The sequence below is a fragment of the Kitasatospora sp. MAP5-34 genome (assembly GCF_029894335.1).
Lineage (GTDB): Bacteria > Actinomycetota > Actinomycetes > Streptomycetales > Streptomycetaceae > Kitasatospora.
This window is the reverse complement of the sequence record NZ_JARXZC010000008.1, coordinates 59,710-76,453: the sequence shown is the minus strand read 5'-3', so window position 1 is coordinate 76,453 and position 16,744 is coordinate 59,710. Positions and strand designations below refer to the sequence as shown.

The 16,744-nt window shown below is 70.6% G+C and carries 16 protein-coding genes, 2 tRNA genes and 1 pseudogene; 5 read left to right on the top strand and 14 right to left on the bottom strand.

What is annotated here, in order from left to right; all coding sequences use genetic code 11:
* The first annotated feature begins 36 nt into the window (after positions 1-36).
* The 3 genes from P3T29_RS10175 (at position 37) to pknB (ending at position 5,380) form a co-directional block, all read left to right on the top strand.
* Positions 37-1,422, top strand: a complete 1,386-nt coding sequence (locus tag P3T29_RS10175; RefSeq protein ID WP_280716074.1) for an FtsW/RodA/SpoVE family cell cycle protein — start codon at positions 37-39, stop codon at positions 1,420-1,422.
* Between the two features lie 157 nt (positions 1,423-1,579).
* On the top strand, positions 1,580-3,040 hold the full coding sequence (locus tag P3T29_RS10170; RefSeq protein ID WP_280715987.1) for a penicillin-binding protein 2: 1,461 nt from the start codon (positions 1,580-1,582) through the stop codon (positions 3,038-3,040).
* A 270-nt stretch (positions 3,041-3,310) separates the two neighbouring features.
* Entirely contained in the window at positions 3,311-5,380 is a 2,070-nt protein-coding gene (gene pknB, locus P3T29_RS10165) for a Stk1 family PASTA domain-containing Ser/Thr kinase (RefSeq protein ID WP_280715986.1), read from the top strand.
* Positions 5,381-5,492: 112 nt separating this feature from the next.
* On the opposite strand, the pseudogene P3T29_RS10160 reads toward pknB, so the two are convergent.
* From P3T29_RS10160 to P3T29_RS10135, 6 genes and pseudogenes are all read right to left on the bottom strand, one after another.
* Positions 5,493-5,588 (bottom strand): annotated as a pseudogene (locus P3T29_RS10160) (restriction endonuclease); the annotation flags it as partial.
* 55 nt (positions 5,589-5,643) lie between these two features.
* Positions 5,644-6,387 carry a class E sortase gene (locus tag P3T29_RS10155; protein WP_280715985.1) on the bottom strand — a complete coding sequence of 248 codons (744 nt, stop codon included), beginning with the start codon at positions 6,385-6,387 and terminating at the stop codon, positions 5,644-5,646.
* 16 nt (positions 6,388-6,403) lie between these two features.
* Positions 6,404-7,435 carry a class E sortase gene (locus P3T29_RS10150; protein WP_280715984.1) on the bottom strand — a complete coding sequence of 344 codons (1,032 nt, stop codon included), beginning with the start codon at positions 7,433-7,435 and terminating at the stop codon, positions 6,404-6,406.
* A 4-nt stretch (positions 7,436-7,439) separates the two neighbouring features.
* Complete coding sequence (locus tag P3T29_RS10145; protein WP_280715983.1) at positions 7,440-8,102, bottom strand: aminodeoxychorismate/anthranilate synthase component II; 663 nt, start codon at positions 8,100-8,102, stop codon at positions 7,440-7,442.
* Positions 8,103-8,133: 31 nt separating this feature from the next.
* The gene (locus P3T29_RS10140; RefSeq protein ID WP_280715982.1) at positions 8,134-8,304 is read right to left on the bottom strand and encodes a hypothetical protein; all 171 of its coding nucleotides are present in this window, start codon (positions 8,302-8,304) and stop codon (positions 8,134-8,136) included.
* Between the two features lie 136 nt (positions 8,305-8,440).
* On the bottom strand, positions 8,441-9,211 hold the full coding sequence (locus P3T29_RS10135) for a DUF881 domain-containing protein (RefSeq protein ID WP_280715981.1): 771 nt from the start codon (positions 9,209-9,211) through the stop codon (positions 8,441-8,443).
* Between the two features lie 198 nt (positions 9,212-9,409).
* On the opposite strand from P3T29_RS10135, the gene crgA reads away from it, so the two are divergent.
* Positions 9,410-9,661 (top strand): cell division protein CrgA, encoded by a 252-nt coding sequence (gene crgA, locus P3T29_RS10130; protein WP_280715980.1) that lies wholly within the window; start codon positions 9,410-9,412, stop codon positions 9,659-9,661.
* A gap of 367 nt (positions 9,662-10,028) precedes the next feature.
* Here crgA and P3T29_RS10125 read toward each other — a convergent pair whose 3' ends face one another.
* Both P3T29_RS10125 and P3T29_RS10120 read right to left on the bottom strand, forming a co-directional pair.
* The gene (locus tag P3T29_RS10125) at positions 10,029-10,916 is read right to left on the bottom strand and encodes a rhomboid family intramembrane serine protease (protein ID WP_280715979.1); all 888 of its coding nucleotides are present in this window, start codon (positions 10,914-10,916) and stop codon (positions 10,029-10,031) included.
* A gap of 101 nt (positions 10,917-11,017) precedes the next feature.
* On the bottom strand, positions 11,018-11,542 hold the full coding sequence (locus P3T29_RS10120) for a peptidylprolyl isomerase (protein ID WP_280715978.1): 525 nt from the start codon (positions 11,540-11,542) through the stop codon (positions 11,018-11,020).
* Positions 11,543-11,815: 273 nt separating this feature from the next.
* Here P3T29_RS10120 and P3T29_RS10115 point away from each other — a divergent pair, with 273 nt between their 5' ends.
* A complete protein-coding gene (locus P3T29_RS10115) occupies positions 11,816-12,676 on the top strand; it encodes a DUF5324 family protein (protein ID WP_280715977.1) in 861 nt (286 codons plus the stop codon).
* 108 nt (positions 12,677-12,784) lie between these two features.
* On the opposite strand, the gene P3T29_RS10110 is transcribed toward P3T29_RS10115, so the two are convergent.
* The 6 genes from P3T29_RS10110 to P3T29_RS10085 form a co-directional block, all read right to left on the bottom strand.
* On the bottom strand, positions 12,785-13,339 hold the full coding sequence (locus P3T29_RS10110) for a histone deacetylase (RefSeq protein WP_280715976.1): 555 nt from the start codon (positions 13,337-13,339) through the stop codon (positions 12,785-12,787).
* Positions 13,340-13,527: 188 nt separating this feature from the next.
* A tRNA-Ala gene (locus tag P3T29_RS10105) sits at positions 13,528-13,600 on the bottom strand.
* 166 nt (positions 13,601-13,766) lie between these two features.
* Positions 13,767-13,895, bottom strand: coding sequence for a DLW-39 family protein (locus P3T29_RS10100; protein ID WP_280715975.1), 129 nt, complete (start codon positions 13,893-13,895; stop codon positions 13,767-13,769).
* A gap of 249 nt (positions 13,896-14,144) precedes the next feature.
* On the bottom strand, positions 14,145-14,831 hold the full coding sequence (locus P3T29_RS10095; RefSeq protein ID WP_280715974.1) for a hypothetical protein: 687 nt from the start codon (positions 14,829-14,831) through the stop codon (positions 14,145-14,147).
* Between the two features lie 233 nt (positions 14,832-15,064).
* A tRNA-Ile gene (locus P3T29_RS10090) sits at positions 15,065-15,138 on the bottom strand.
* 16 nt (positions 15,139-15,154) lie between these two features.
* Entirely contained in the window at positions 15,155-16,558 is a 1,404-nt protein-coding gene (locus P3T29_RS10085; protein WP_280715973.1) for a cyclopropane-fatty-acyl-phospholipid synthase family protein, read from the bottom strand.
* Between the last annotated feature and the right edge of the window lie 186 nt (positions 16,559-16,744).

Here is a 16,744-nt window from a genome sequence, read left to right as displayed (position 1 = left end):
CGCGCCGGGCGCCGTCCGTGGCGGGCGACCACTCCGATCACCCCGCAGCGGGCGCGGGGCCGCCGGGGCACCGAGCTGGCCCTGCTGGCCTTCGCGGTGCTGCTGCCGGTCTGCGCGTACGCCAACGTCGGCTTCGCGATGGACCGGAAGGTCCCCGCCGGGATGCTGGAGTACGGGCTCGGCATGGGGGCGCTGGCCCTGGTCGCACACCTGGTGATGCGCCGCTTCGCGCCGTACGCCGACCCGCTGCTGCTACCGCTCGCCACCCTGCTCAACGGGCTCGGCCTGGTGATGATCTGGCGGCTCGACAAGGCCGGACCGCTGCTGCGCGGCAACTTCCCGGCGGCGGCGAACCAACTGATGTGGTCGGGTCTGGGCATCGCGCTGTTCATCGGCGTCGTCGTGCTGCTCAAGGACCACCGGATCCTGCAGCGCTACACCTACATCTCGATGGCCGTCGCCCTGGTGCTGCTCGCCGCGCCCGCCTTCTTCCCGGCCCGCCGGGAGGACTACGGCGCGAAGATCTGGATCCACCTGGGCGGCTTCTCGTTCCAGCCCGGCGAGTTCGCGAAGATCATCCTGGCGGTGTTCTTCGCCGGCTACCTGATGGTCAAACGGGACGCCCTGGCCCTCGCCAGCCACCGCCTGCTCGGCATCTACCTGCCGCGCGGGCGTGACCTCGGACCGATCGTCGTGGTCTGGCTGCTCTCGATCCTGATCCTGGTCTTCGAGACCGACCTCGGCACCTCCTTCCTGTTCTTCGGCCTCTTCGTGGTGATGCTCTACGTCGCCACCGAGCGCACCAGCTGGATCGTCTTCGGCCTGCTGATGTCGGTCGGCGGCGCGGCCGTGGTCGCCCGCTCCGAGCAGCACGTAAGGATCCGGATCGACGCCTGGCTGCACCCGATGGCGGCGTTCGGCCCCAAGGCGCCGCCGGGTTCCACCGAACAGATCGGCCAGACCCTGATGGCCTTCGGCTCCGGTGGCGTCACCGGCGCCGGCCTCGGCCAGGGCCGCTCCTGGCTGATCCAGTTCGCCGCGAAGAGCGACTTCATCCTCGGCTCCTTCGGCGAGGAACTCGGGCTGGCCGGGATGATGGCGCTCTTCCTGCTGTACGGGCTGATCGTCCAGCGCGGCCTGCGGACGGCGGTCGCGGCCCGCGACCCGTTCGGCAAGCTGCTCGCCGTCGGGCTCTCGTCGGCGTTCGCGCTGCAGGTCTTCGTGGTGGCGGGCGGCGTCACCGGGCTGATCCCACTGACCGGTATGACCATGCCGTTCCTGGCCCAGGGCGGCTCGTCGGTGGTCGCCAACTGGGCGCTGATCGCGATCCTGATCAAGATCAGCGACAGCGCCCGCCGCCCGGCCGCCCCCGCGCCACACCCGGCGCCCACGCCGGAACCGACCCGGGCTGCGGACGCGTGAATGAATGTGCGCTTGACTGTGCGCTTGACTGTGTCTGCGCGACCACCGACCGACGCGTGCCCACCTACCGGCACCCGACGGCCGACCGACACGCGACCACCGTCAGACACCTGACCACCACCACCGACCGACCGACACGGAAGAAGGGAGCCGACTCGTGAACAAGCCAATCCGGCGGGTCTCGATCTTCTGCCTCGTACTGATCCTCGCCCTGATGGTCCGCACCAACTGGGTGCAGGGCGTCGAGGCCAACACCTACGCGTTGAACAGCCACAACGACCGGAACAAGTTCGACCGCTACGCCTACCCGCGCGGCAACATCATCGTGAGCGGCAACCCGGTCACGAAGTCCGACTTCGTGAACGGCTACCGCTTCAAGTACAAGCAGGGCTGGACCGACGGCCCGATGTACGCCCCGGTCACCGGCTACTCCTCGCAGTCGTTCGGCAGCACCCAGCTGGAGTCCATCGAGGACGGCATCCTGTCAGGCACCGACTCCCGGCTGTTCTTCCGCAACACCCTCGACATGCTGACGGGCAAGCAGAAGCAGGGCGGCGACGTGGTCACCACGATCGACGCCAAGGCGCAGAAGGCCGCCTTCGACGGCCTGGGTGACAAGAAGGGCGCGGCGGTCGCCATCGACCCGCGCACCGGCGCCATCCTCGCGCTGGTCTCCACGCCCTCGTACGACCCGTCGACCATCGCCGGCCAGAGCGACGCCGACTCCAAGGCCTGGACCACGCTGAACGCCGACAAGAACGCTCCGATGCTCAACCGGGCGCTGTCGCAGACCTATCCGCCCGGCTCGACCTTCAAGCTGGTCACGGCGGCGGCGGCGTTCGAGAACGGCAAGTACCAGAGCCCGGACGACGCCACCGACACCCCGCAGACGTACATCCTGCCGGGCACCAACACGCCGCTGAACAACGACAGCCCGGACGAGCAGTGCGCGAACGCCACGCTCAAGTACGCGCTGGCGATCTCCTGCAACACGGTCTACGGCAAGATCGGCGCCGATCTCGGCAAGGACAAGATGCGGGCCGAGGCCGAGAAGTTCGGCTTCAACAACCCCAAGCTCACCATCCCGATCAGCGTCGCGAAGAGCACCTTCCCGCTCAACTCCTCGCCGGACGGCACCGCCCAGGACTCGATCGGCCAGCACAACACCCAGGCCACCCCGCTCCAGATGGCGATGGTCGCGGCGGCGATCGCCAACAACGGCAGCGAGATGGAGCCGTACCTCGTCGACGAGGAGCGCGCGGCCAACCTCACCACCATCTCCAAGCACTCGCCGCACCAGCTGAGCCAGCCCGTCAGCCCGGCCACCGCGCAGAAGCTGCAGCAGATGATGGAGTCCGTGGTCCAGGACGGCACCGGCAAGAAGGCGCAGATCGACGGCGTCACCGTCGGCGGCAAGACCGGCACCGCCCAGCACGGCCAGGACAACAGCGGGCTGCCGTTCGCCTGGTTCGTCTCGTACGCCAAGGTCGGCAACAGCTCGCCGGTCGCGGTCGCGGTGGTGGTCGAGGACGGCGCGGCCCAGAGCAACGAGATCAGCGGCGGCGGCATCGCGGCCCCGATCGCCAAGTCGATCATGGAGGCGGTGTTGAACAAGTAGCCGTCTCCACCCCCGGCCATTTGTCACACTTGGATCCGCGAGAGCCGCCGCCCGGATACCGGTCCGGTCACATGCCGACAGCCGGGGCCGGTTGTCGGGTGCGCGACCGGTAGCGTGTCCGCAAGCAGCGGGTCTACCCGCTGCCCACTCACGGCCCCGGCCGTGAGGCCGAGGTCACCAGAACCAGCGTGGCGTCGGCGGCGTCCAACAGAGCGTGCGGGGACACCTACGTCACATCCTCACCAGCCGGTGAGGGAGAGGGTCGGAACTATGGAAGAGCCTCGTCGCCTCGGCGGCAGGTACGAGCTCGGCGGCGTCCTCGGACGCGGCGGCATGGCCGAGGTCTACCTCGCCCATGACAGCCGGCTCGGCCGCTCCGTCGCAGTGAAGACGCTCCGGGCCGACATGGCCCGGGATCCCTCGTTCCAGGCCCGCTTCCGCCGCGAGGCACAGTCGGCGGCCTCACTGAACCACCCCGCCATCGTCGCCGTGTACGACACCGGCGAGGACTACATCGACGGCATCTCCATCCCGTACATCGTGATGGAGTACGTCGAGGGCTCCACCCTGCGCGAGCTGCTGCACTCCGGCCGACGTCTGCTGCCCGAGCGCGCGCTCGAGATGACCATCGGCATCCTGCAGGCGCTGGAGTACTCGCACCGGGCCGGCATCGTGCACCGCGACATCAAGCCCGCGAACGTGATGCTCACCCGGCAGGGCAACGTCAAGGTCATGGACTTCGGCATCGCCCGTGCGATGGGTGACGCCGGCATGACGATGACGCAGACCTCGGCCGTCATCGGCACCGCCCAGTACCTCTCCCCCGAGCAGGCCAAGGGCGAGCAGGTCGACGCGCGCTCCGACATCTACTCCACCGGCTGCCTGCTGTACGAGCTGCTGGCCGTCCGGCCGCCGTTCGTCGGCGACTCCCCGGTCGCGGTGGCGTACCAGCACGTCCGCGAGGAGGCGCTGCCGCCGTCCACGTACGACCCCGAGCTGCGGCCCGAGATCGACGCGATCGTGCTCAAGGCACTCACCAAGGACCGCGACTACCGGTACCAGAGCGCCGACGAGATGCGCGACGACATCGAGCGCTTCCTCGACGGCCTCCCGGTCGCCGCCGCCCAGCAGGCCGCCGCGTACGGCATGGGCGCCCAGGGCTACGGCTACGACCAGCAGGGCTACCCGGCGCAGCACGACCCGTACGGCCAGACCAACCTGCTCCCGCAGCAGGGCCCGGCCGGCGCGACCACCATGCTGCCCCAGGTCGGCGGCCCGCAGCAGGGCTACGGCTACCAGGACACCGGCTACCCCGACAACGGCGGCGGCTACGACGACGGCTACGACCGTGGCGGCCGTCGCCAGGACTCCCCGAAGAAGAACAACACCTCCTGGATCATCCTCGCCGTCGCGGCGGTGCTGGTCCTGGTCGGCGCGTACTTCGTGGTCGCGGCGATGACCAAGACGGGCGGTGGCGCCGCCGGCAAGGTCTCCGTCCCCAACCTGGTCGGCAAGACCCTGACCGACGCCCAGGCTGCGGCGAAGGCCCAGAACGCCAAGCTCCAGGCCGCCCAGGTCGACCAGATCCCCTGCCCGGACGCGACCATCAAGGTCGGCCAGGTCTGCACCCAGGAGCCGGCCGCCGGTCTCCTGATCGCGCCCGACGGCACGATCAAGCTCCACATCGCCGCCGCCCCGACCTCGAGCGCCGTCCCGGACGTCCGGGGGAAGTCCTCGAGCGACGCGGCCACCGCCATCACCGCAGCCGGCTTCACCGTCGGCAACACCACCTACCAGGCCAGCGACACCGTCCCCCAGGACTCGGTCATCTCGACGGACCCGAGCGGCACCGCCGCCCCGGGCACCGCCATCAACCTGGTGGTCTCCTCCGGGCAGGGCAAGACCCCGGTGCCGAACGTCATCGGCCAGCAGCAGGACGCCGCGACCCAGGCCCTCAGCGACGCGGGCTTCAACGCGGTGCCCAAGACGCAGACCGTCACCGACCAGACCAAGGACGGCGTGGTCATCGACCAGTCGCCCAAGAGCGGCTCCCTCAAGAAGGGCGCGAACGTCACCATCACGGTCGGCAAGATGGCCCAGAACGCGACCGTCCCGCCGCTGCAGAACGTGACCCTCAAGGAAGCCATCAAGCAGCTGCAGGGTCTGGGCCTCAACTACACCCTCGGCCCGCTCAGCCCGCCGGACCCGAACTCCATCGTGATGTACAGCACCCCCGCCGCCGGCAGCCAGCAGCCCCCCGGCACCGTCATCACCCTCTTCACCCGCGCCGCCGACAAGACCCCGGGCCAGGGCCCCGGCAGCCCGCCGCCGGGGCAGTAGGCGCCCGACCCACGACGGACAGGGCGCGGGGGCGGTAAGAGGGACAACCTGTCCCTCTTACCGCCCCCGCCCCCTCTGTACCCCGCCCGGTGCTCGCCTCGGGCCGCTCCGCCAGGTCCAGCAACCGTCCCCGCACCTGCCGGGCCACCTCGCTGTCCCGCAGCAGCATCGCCACGTTGAGGACCGCCCGCCGGGGGAACACCACGACTCCGCGCCCCGGCAATTTTCTAGTGGTCATGTTGACCACTAGAAAACCTCGCAGGTCAGCGCAGCTCCGGCGGCGGCGTCCGCCGGGCGTCCATCTCGTCGACGCGGACCAGGCTGCCCCAGACCGCCATGCGGTAGCGGGAGGTGTAGACGGGGGTGCAGGTGGTCAGCGTGATGTAGCGCCCGGGGCCCTGGTAGGGCGACTCCGCCGGGACGGGCGCGACGATGGCGGTGTCGTAACTGGAGGTCTGCGGCAGGGTGCCGTCCACCCGGTAGACGTACCAGTTGTCGCGGGTCTCGACCACGATCGCGTCGCCCTTGGCGACCTGGTCCAGGTCGTGGAACCTGGCGCCGTGCCCGTCCCGGTGGGCCGCCAGGGCGAAGTTGCCGTCCGGGTCCCAGGGCATCGCCGCGCGGTACGGCTGCTGGTAGACCCCGGCGACGCCCTCGTTGAGCACGTCCGGGTCCGTTCCCATCCGGATCAGCGTCTGGTTGCCCCGGCCGAGTGCGGGCACGTGCAGGAAGCCCACCCCGTCCCCGGCGGCGTACACCGGGGGAGCGGCCTCCGGCGCGCCCGGGGGGCGCGGTACGGGCGGTGCCGACCAGCTCTGCCGCAGTCTGTCCCCGGCCTGTCCGGAGCGGCCCTCCGCGACCACGTCCGTCCACCAGAGCGAGTACCCGACGAACAGGGCCAGCACCAGCCCCGCCGTCATCAGCAGCTCACCCACCACGCCGAGCAGCGCCGCCACCGGGCTCCGGCGGTGCTGTTCGTGACCCGGGGTCTCCCGTTCCTTCTCCACACCCCATTAACGACGCTCAGTCACCCGTGAGAGCGGGAGGCTCGCCCTGGCTCCTCGGCCGTTCGTCGAGGAGCCTGCCGAAGACGATCAGCCGGCCCCGGGCGCTGAACTCCGGTGTGCAGGTCGTCAGGGTGATGTAGCGACCGGGCTGGGTGAACGGCGATCCCTTCGGGACGGGCTGAATCACCGTCACATTGGACGGCGGCGTCTCGGGGATGCCGCCTGCCACCTGGTACGTGTAGAACGACGTCGCGGTCTCGACCACGATCTTGTCCCCGGGCACCAGCTGCCCGATCTTGCGGAAGGGCTGCCCGTGCGTCGTCCGGTGCGCGGCGATGGCGAAGTTTCCGGCCTGGTCGGCGGGCATCGCCGTGCCGGTGTAGTGCCCCACCAGGCCCTTGTCGAGCACCTGCTGCTTCCCGGTGCCCTCGGCGATCGGGTACTTCAACCCAAGCTTGGGGATGTACAGGACCGCGAAGCCCTGCCCCGGCTCGAAGGCCCCGGCGGGCTTGGCCGTACCCCCCGACGGAGCGGGCGGGGCCTGGTTCCACTGCTGCTCCAGGCGGCTGCGGGTACCGGCGGCGGAGGCGTCGGCCTGCACGTTGGTCCACCACAGCTGGTACGCGACGAAGAGCAGCATCAGCATCCCGAGGGTGATGAACAGCTCGCCGACCAGCCGGGCCGCCACCACCTGCCCGGCCTCCTTGGGGCGCGGGCGCGGTCCGGCGGAGCGCCCGCTCGCCCGGCGCCGTCCGTTGCCCGCACTCAGCGCCACCCGGCCCTGCGCCACCCGACCCTGCGCCACCTGCCGCCGGCCCGCCCGGCTGCCGTCCTGGCCATCTTCCTGGCCGCCGTACGGCTCCCCTGACGGCATCCCGGCAGGCAGACCGGCAGGCGGACCGACGCCGGGTATCGCGCGCAGTTGCATCGTCTGCTCGCCCAGGTCCTCGCCCGCCGGCCAGGGGTACTCCGGCGCCGGCTCGTACACGCCCCAGTCGCCCGGATCCGGCCCGGCCTGCCTGCCCCCCTCCGGGCGTAGCGTCGTCACCTGCTCAGCCCCGGCCGATCACCGGTGCGAGACCCGCCGAGCGGCTCACGGCCTCCGGGAAACCGCACTGCGCGAGCCAGTTGGCGAGCATCCGGTGACCGCCCTCGGTCAGCACCGACTCGGGATGGAACTGCACGCCCTCGACCGGGTGCTCACGGTGCCTCAGCCCCATCACGACCCCGCTCGCGGTCCGCGCGGTCACCACCAGCTCCGGCGGGACGGTACCCGGCTCGACCGCCAGCGAGTGGTAGCGGGTCGCCGTGAGCGGCGACGGCAGGCCCTCGAAGACCCCGCCGTCCTCGTGCGTCACCGCCGAGGTCTTCCCGTGCAGCAGCTCGGGCGCCCGGTCCACCAGCGCGCCGTACGCGACGGCGATCGACTGCAGGCCGAGGCACACGCCGAACACCGGTAGCCCGATCCGCGCACAGTGGTGCACCATCTCGATGCAGACCCCGGCCTCCTCCGGCGCGCCGGGGCCGGGGGAGAGCAGCACCCCGTCGAAGCCCTCCTCGTCTGCCCGGCGCACGGCGTGCTCGACCGTCACCTCGTCGTTGCGGACCACCTCGCAGGTGGCCCCCAACTGGTACAGGTACTGGACGAGGTTGAAGACGAAGCTGTCGTAGTTGTCCACGACGAGGATCCGGGGCGAGCTGCCGACGGGGGTCATACGCGCGGTACTCCTGAAGTACGGGGCCCGGTCACCCGGTGCCGCTCTGGTCCACCGTGACGTCGCCGAAGGGCAGCAGCGGCTCCGCCCACGGGAAGACGTACTGGAACAGGACGTAGACCACCCCGACGACGAGCAGCAGTGCGAGGATCGTCCGGACGAGGGTGTTCCCCGGCAGGTGCCGCCAGATCCAGCCGTACATGGTGCTCCTAGAGGTTCAGGTCGGGGTCAAGACTAGACCGACCCGCCCGCCGTGCAGGCGAATATCGCGGGTCTTCCCCCGGCGCGCCCGCCGACCCGCTACAGCCGAGCGCCAGACCTCCGTGCCACCGGCCCGCTCAGCCCCTCGCGGCCGACCGCAGGTCGGCGGTGCCCGAGTAGCCGGGGACGGTCAGGTCGGTGCTCTCCTGGACCTTCCAGCCGAGCCCGTAGGCCGCGACGTACTGCAGGTAGTTGCGGATGGCGGAGTCGGCCGCGACCGCTGCGCGCAGCCCGTCCGTCCTCCCCACCGCCTTGATCACGTACGGCGGCGAGTACACCCGTCCCTGCAGCAGCAGCGTGTTGCCGACGCAGCGCACCGCACTGGTGGCGATCAGCCGCTGGTCCATCACCTGGATCCCCTCGGCACCACCCCGCCAGAGGGCGTTCACCACGGCCTGGATGTCCTGCTGATGGATCACCAGGTCGTTGACGCCGGGGTCGGGGACCCCGGGGATGCGCGCGGTGGCACCGGGCGGGGCGTCGTTGAGCGTCACGGTCAGCCCCGGGCCCTGCAGGGGCTGCAGCCCGGCGGCCTGCTGCAACGCCTTGAGCTGCGCGGAGTCGGCCGGGCTCTGCCCCTGCTCCTTGGCGAGCGCGTCCGCGCGGTCCTGCAGATCACCCAGCTGGGCCTGCGCCTGCTGGTTCTGGGTGCTGCGCTGCTGTATCACGTCACTGAGGTGCAGCAGGGTGTTGTCGGTCCGCAGATCGGTGCCCCGGGCGGTCTGCGCGCTGATGTAGAAGAGCAGTCCGGCCAGTGCGAAGACGGCGCAGGTCAGGACACGTCCGACAATTCGGGTGCCGGAACGGCGGCCGGAGCCGGGGTTGGAGGGAATCGTGAAATTAGGCACCGTACCCTTATCTCCTTCAGACCCGGCGAGCCACTACGCTAACGGACGCCGGTGGCATGTGCGGAGCGCCTGTCCGGAAGTCCTCAGGTCGACCTGTGGACATCCGGGCCGATCGTCCCCCGTCACAGACCGGTCCCCACAGCCGCCCGCCCCCGCTGCACCCTGCGCGGTCACAGCGCATCGACAGGAGATCCCCTCGTGCCGAAGTCTCGACTCCGCAAGAAGTCCGACTACACACCGCCGACCAACGCGACCGCGGTGAAGATCAGTTCCGGTCGCAGCTGGGTAGCCCCGCTGATGCTGGCGCTCTTCCTGGTCGGACTCGTGTGGATCGTCACCTACTACGTGACCAGCGGCACCTGGCCGATCAGCAGCTGGGGCAACTGGAACATCCTGGCCGGCTTCGGCTTCATCGCGGCGGGCTTCGGCGTCTCCACCCAGTGGAAGTAGGCCCGCCCGCTCCGAGCCACTGAGCTCCGGCGGAAGCACCGCCCGGCCTGTCGGCAGGGGTGGTGCTTCCGGCTGTCCGGATACCGGGCCCGAAGGCCACCCGGTCAATCGGATGATGTGTTTATCCACACGGTTATCCACAGTGGGGAAAAGTCACCCCAGCCTGTGGATAACTTTCCTGTCCGCGACCCGCCAACTGCCGCCGAAATCAGGCATACCCACAGCTGGACGCGCGTAGCAGGATCTGCGGCCGAGGGGGCGCACCACCGGGTGTGCACAACCCCACATGCGCTGTGGACAACCGCTCACCCAGTCGCTCAGCCAGCCCGCCCACAGAACCGGCTACGCAGCCGGGCCCGCAGCCGGCTCACGCCCCGAGGCGGGCCGTCTCGATCAGCATGATCACCAGTGCCAGGCCCACCATCGCGGCCACCGTCAACCCCTGCACCAGATTCCGGTGCGCCCGTGGGGCGTACATCAGCCCCACCCCGGCGATCGTGCCGGCCACCAGGCCGCCGACGTGGGCCCGCCAGTCGATCTGCGGCACCGAGAACGTGATCACCAGGTTGAAGACCAGCAGCGCGATCACCGGCCCCAGCGGGACCCGGCTGGCCCGGAACAGCACCGCCGTGGCCCCCAGCAGCCCGAAGATCGCCCCGGAGGCACCGGCGGAGTACGCGTTCCCGTCGGAGGCCAGGAAGACCAGGGCGTTGCCGACCACGCCGGAGACGAAGTACAGGCCGAGGAACCGCAGGCGGCCCAGTACCTTCTCCAGCTGCGGGCCGAGCACCCAGAGCGACACCATGTTCGCCCCGATGTGGAACTCGCTGAGGTGCACGAACATGGCCGACACCAGCCGGTACCACTGGTCCGGCCCGGCGGCGACGCCCAGCGCCGGAGCGCCGTTCTGGGACGGGTAGCTGAACACGCTGAGCAGCTGCCGCCACTCCGGGTGGACGTACTGCGTCAGCACGAAGACCAGCAGGTTGATCCCGATCAGGATCTTGGTGACCAGCGCCTCGTCCCCGACCGGCCGCCCACCGAACCGGGTGGTGGCCGCCCGGACCTGCCGGGCGCCGCCGCCCACACACTCCGGGCAGTGGAAGCCCACCGAGGCGCTCACCATGCACTGCGGGCAGATCGGTCGCCCGCAGCGGGAACAGGCGATGCCCGTCTCGCGCTCGGGGTGCCGGTAGCAGCCGGGCAGCCCGGGGTGCTCCTCAGCCTGCGGTCGGGCCGGTTCGTCCGGAAGCATCCGGGGTTCCCTCCTCATGACTGTCCCGTCATGACTGATCCCGGCCACGCACACCGTGTCGGGAGCGCCACCGGGACCGCCAAGGTTACTGCGGGGCGGCGTCAGCCGCGCCTGATCTCCACGGACTCGATCACGACGTCGTCGACCGGGCGGTCGTCAGGCCCGGTCTTGGTGGCGCCGATCGTCGACACGGCCTGCCGGCTCGCCTCGTCGAGGACCTCGCCGAAGATGGTGTGCTTGCGGGTCAGCCAGAGGGTCGGCTCGACCGTGATGAAGAACTGGGAGCCGTTGGTACCCGGGCCGGCGTTGGCCATGGCCAGCAGGAACGGCCGGTTGAACGCCAGGTCCGGGTGGAACTCGTCGGCAAACTCGTAGCCCGGGCCGCCGGTGCCGGTGCCCAGCGGGTCGCCGCCCTGGAGCATGAAGCCGGCGATCACCCGGTGGAAGACGGTGCCGTCGTACAGGCCGCCCTCGCCCTGCTGCCCGGTCCTCGGGTCGATCCACTCCCGGGTGCCCTCGGCCAGCCCCACGAAGTTCGCCACCGTCTTCGGGGCGTGGTTCGGGAAGAGCTTGATCACGATGTCGCCGTGGTTGGTCTTCAGAGTGGCGAACAGTTCCTCGGCCACGAGCTGCCTTCCTATGTACCTATCGCACCGGACACCGCAAATCATCCCACGCGCCGTCCCTGACCGGGCCGCAAGCCCGCCCTCCCCGTTCCGACCACCGCCCGGCCCGATCGACCCCACCGCACCCTCGTCGCCGTCCCGTCCCGTCGCCGTTCCGTCCCCGTCCCCACCCCGCGTACGGCGCAACCCGGCGCGCCGAGGGACAGATGGGCATGCATGATCTCGAAACAGGTGGAAATGTGCATATAGGACGCCACCGAGGAGGAGAAGCTCGTGACCCGTTTGGACTCAGCTCGTGAGACGGCCGAAAAGACCAGGGACACTCTCGCGCCCTATGCCACCACCGCCCGGCACACCGCGCTGCACTACGCAGACGAGGCGATGCAGCGGTTCGGCCCGGCGCTGGAAGCACTCGGCCCCAAGGTCGGCTCGGCAAGCACCCAGGCCAGGACCGGCGCGGCCAACGCGGCACACGCCGCCCGTGTCCAGTACGTGAAGCGAGTGGCCCCACAGCTGGAGCAGGCTTTCTTCGCCCTCCCGCCGCAGACCCAGCAGAGCACCCTCAAGGCCGTCCACCGGGCCCAGGAAGCCGCCCTGGCGGCCAAGCACTCGGCGAGCAAGGCTGCGGAGACCACCAGGAGCAGCGTCGTCCCCAAGGTCACCGACAAGGTCACCGACGCCGTCGACAGCGCCCGCTCGGTCATCACCCCCGTCGCCCACGAGGCCCAACTGCGCGGCAGCGCCGCCCTCACCGCGCTGCACGGCCATGTGAGTGCGGCCGAGATCAGCGACCTGGCGGCCAGGAACGCCAGGAAGGAGCAGCGCAGCGGCTGGGCCACCGGCCTCGCCGTCGCGGGCACCCTGGCGGTCGGGACCGGCGTGATCGCCTGGCAGTGGTGGCGGCGGCAGAGCGCGCCGGAATGGCTGGTCGAGCCCTCGGCCGGCCAGGACACCCCCTATGGCACCGCCGGAGGTTCCCCGATGGGCGACAGCATGCTGAACGGCTCACATAGTGTCTCTTCCAACCCCAACCCCGCTCCCACCCCGGACCCGGACCCCGCCCCTGACCCCGAGCCCGGCCACCCGGCCCCCGGCGACCGCCCCAAGCCGCACGACCCGCGCAAGCCGCACTGACGCGTCCCACCCCGCACCCACCCCGCACCTGAGCCGAATCGGCCGCCGCCCCTGCCGCACCGGGCCGGCGGCCCTTTCGTGCGCTCCTACCGCTCGTACCGCTACTGCCTACTGCGCCGACCGACCCGTCCGGGCGCCCGGACGACTGCCCAGGTAGGCGGCGATCCGCGCCTCGCTCCAGCCGTGGGCGGCGGCCAGACCTTCGCTGAGATGCCCCAGATAGGCGGCCGACGGCGCGTTCAGCTCGGCCTCCGCGCTCCGCCAGGGGGCGGTGAACGTCAGCACGGGGTACCCGTCCAGCACACCGGGACAGACCAGCGTCTCGTACCGGCCCGGACCGAGCCGGGCCCGTCCCGTCGCCAGCACCCCACTCAGGTCCAGGTCGGGCCCGGGAGCCCGGTGCATCTCCTGGGCCGCGACGTCCGAGAACTGGCCAGCCGTCAGCAGGTAGGCACGGGCGGGCATCTCGCCCGGGTCCATCGGGTCGTAGAAGCCCATCCCGCCGGTCCACACCCGCGATTCGAACGCGAAGTAGAGCCGCCCGGGCAACAGCACGGGAACCGCCCGCGCCGGCCGCCGCCGATCCCGGCAACCCGGATACTCCCGGGCCCCACCGGACGGCCGGCCCCCGGCCAGATAGCAGACCAGCCGGTCGAGATTCATGTTCGAGCCGTATGCCGCGTACCAGACCCGTGCCGACCCGGGTGCCGCACCCGTGAGCGGCTCCGGCCGCCGCGCTCCGCTCCGAGCCACCGACCCACCTGCCTCCCGCTCGCACACTCGCACCGGGACAACGAACGCCGGGACGACGAACGCCCCGGACCATTATCGGTCCGGGGCGTCCGTGCACGTGGAGCTTAGGAGACTCGAACTCCTGACATCTGCCTTGCAAAGGCAGCGCTCTACCAACTGAGCTAAAGCCCCGTGCGGTTTGCTGCGCACCAGCGTACCCGCTCCGGCGGACAATCTGTGAGCAGGTATCCGTCTGAGCGGGATCGCGGGTCGGTCCTGGCCGTCCGGTCAGGACCGACCCGACGGGGAGACCGCGAGCGGCCCCCGAAAGATCGTCCGATGCCTCAGCGGCAGTGCCTCAGCGGGAGGCGGGGACCGGGTCGGTCGCCTCGGTCCACAGGTCCTGCTCGGCACGGTCCGCCTGGACCTGACGGTAGACAAAGAAGCCGCCGAGGGCGACCAGGGCGACCAGGAGAAGCTTCTTCACCGCGGGACCTCGTCCTTCTTGCTTACATGGGGGCGGACTCAGCAGAGCTCTCCCTGAAGGGGAAGAGACCACCTCGCGAGTCCTCGGGTGTACGAGCACGAACCAGCGGCCCTGGTGGCAGACCGCCCTGCGGCCGATGATACACACCGGTAACCGGTTCCCGGGTGGCCGCCATCACCTCCAACCGGCCGATCCGAGCACAGGATTGACGCCGCGCCTCCTGTCATACCGGCGCCCGTCACGGCCCCCTCAGCGCCGCCACACCCATCGCCCCCGCCGCAGCTCCCGGACATCCGCCGCCACCTCGCACAGCCGCGCGCTCATGGCTCCGACCAGCACCCGGTCCGCGATCAACATCGCCTCGCAGCGCGCCAGCCGCTCCCCGACCGTCCCGGCCAGCAACCGTCGCTCCAACTCCACGGCCATCCCCTCGAAGTCGAAGTCGAGGTACGGGCCCGCCTGCGGCTCGCGTCCCGCCCGCTCCGCGTCGAGCAGGTACCGCCGCACGCTCCGCGCGACCTCGCTGTCCCGCAGCAGCATCGCGATGTTGAGGACGGCCCGGCGGGGGTAGATCGCCATCCAACGCCCCCTGACCTGCGTTGGCTTCAAGTTGAAGCCAACGAATCCAGAGTTATCCACAGGCCGCAGAACGACGAACCCGTTTCCCTCCAGCTCGGCCCGGTGCCGCTGGACGAGCGAGTTGACGGCCCTCTCGCCGACCTCGAAGTAGTCGGCGACCATCTGCGTGGTGACGTGGACCCCGTCCGGCAGCAGGGACAGCGCCTTGACCTTGTCGAGCGCGTCGACGCGCTCGCTCAGGCTCTCGCGGAGCGTCCGGGACTCGAGCAGGGCAGCTTCATGGACATGGGGATGCCTCCATGGTTGGAGTGAACGGTGGACCGCCCTTTCACCCAGGGCGTACGGGGGCTGGAGCATCCGCCAGCAGGAGCAAAGGTCGCGCTACGTCCACAGATCCAATGACCGGTACTGACGCCGGCTATCCCCAAATTCACAGCAGTTTCGAGTCGTCCACCCCAAGATGCCTCTGCGCACCAAGTACAACCACCGGAAGTGACCACGGTCACGCCATCCGACCTACCTGCCGAAGCAACTCCGTCGGGAACAAGCAGAAGGCCCGGAGTGAGATCACTCCGGGCCTTCTTTGCAGGTGGGCCTAACAGGACTTGAACCTGTGGCCTCTTCCTTATCAGGGAAGCGCTCTAACCGTCTGAGCTATAGGCCCTTGCCGCACTCAAAGATTAGCGGACCGTCGGCCGATCTCCCAAATCCGTTCCTCCGGGCACTCCAGCTGCGGGTTCGCCTCCGGGCCCGAGGTCGCCGAGGGCCGCGTCCCGGCCGGCGCCCAGCCACTGCCGGCGGGTGGCTGGGAGGCCGCTGTCGCCGGCGGTGCCGGTGCGGACGGCGAGGACCTGGTTGACCCCGATGCGGTTCTCCTCGAAGGCGAGGGCGCAGGCTGCCATGTAGAGGCGCCAGACCCGGGCCCGGCCGCGCCCGACCGAGCGGACGGCTTCGGTCCAGTTGGCCTCCAGGTTGGAGACCCACTCCCGCAGCGTCAGGCCGTAGTGCTCGCGGAGCGACTCGACGTCGCGGACCTCGAAGCCGGCCTGTTCCAGCAGCGAGACCGTGCTGCCGACCGGTGAGAGCTCACCGTCCGGGAAGACGTACCGCTCTATGAACGGGCTGGTCACGTACGGTTCGCCGGGGCAGCTCGGGCGGCGGGCGATCTGGTGGTTGAGCAGCCGTCCGCCCGGGGTGAGCAGTTGGTAGAGCCCGGCCGCGTACGTCAGGTACTGGGAGGTGCCGACGTGTTCGGCCATGCCGACGCTGGAGATCGCGTCGAAGGGGCCGTCCTGGATCTCCCGGTAGTCCTGCAGCCGGATCTCCACCCGACCGCTCAGACCGGCCTCCGAGACCCGCTCCCGGGCCAGCGCGACCTGCTCGGCCGAGATGGACACCCCGACCGCGCTGACGCCGTAGTGCCGGGCCGCGTGGATCACCAGCGAACCCCAGCCGCAGCCGACGTCCAGCAGCCGCATCCCGGGCCGCAGGCCCAGCTTGCGGCAGATCAGGTCGAGTTTGGCCTCCTGGGCGCCCTCCAGGCTCTTGGCGCCCGGCTCCCAGTACGCGCAGGAGTAGACCATCGAGGAGCCCAGCACCAGGGCGTAGAAGTCGTTGCCCACGTCGTAGTGGTGGCTGATCGCCGCCCGGTCGCGGCCCCGGCTGTGCAGCCGCCCCTCGGCCGGGCGGGCCTCCTCGGGCGGCGGGGTGGGCTGTGGCCCGAGCGCACCGGCCCGCAGCGCGGCGGCGGCCAGTCGGCGGCCCTTGGGCCCTACGGCGTCCCGGAGGCCGAACCGCAGGTCCTGGAGGTCGGGGCGCTCGGAGAACCGGGCGACGGCCGTCAGCACGTCGTACAGGTCCGCGTCGGGCGCCAGGTCCAGGTCCCCCGAGACGTACGCCCGGGCCAGGCCGAGCTCGCCCGGCTGCCAGACCAGCCGGCGCAGCGCGCGGCGGTTGCGGAGCACCACCAGGGGTGCGTCCGGCGGTCCGGCCGCGCTGCCGTCCCAGGCCTGCACCCGGAGCGGGAGGCGGGCCCCCAGCAGTTCTTCCAGCGCTCCGACCAACTGCGTTGCGATCCGCGCCACCGCGCACCTCCGACCAGCCGAACCCACCCGTCACCTGCCCGGCCCCGGACATCGCGGACAGCTAATCCACCGCGCCCTCGGCAACGCCGCTCGGCACGCCGGAACGCCACAGCTGTCACCCGAACGTCAGCGGGCCCCGGAGGCTGGAACAGCCTCCGGGGCCCGCTCATTCCGCAGTGCCCGATA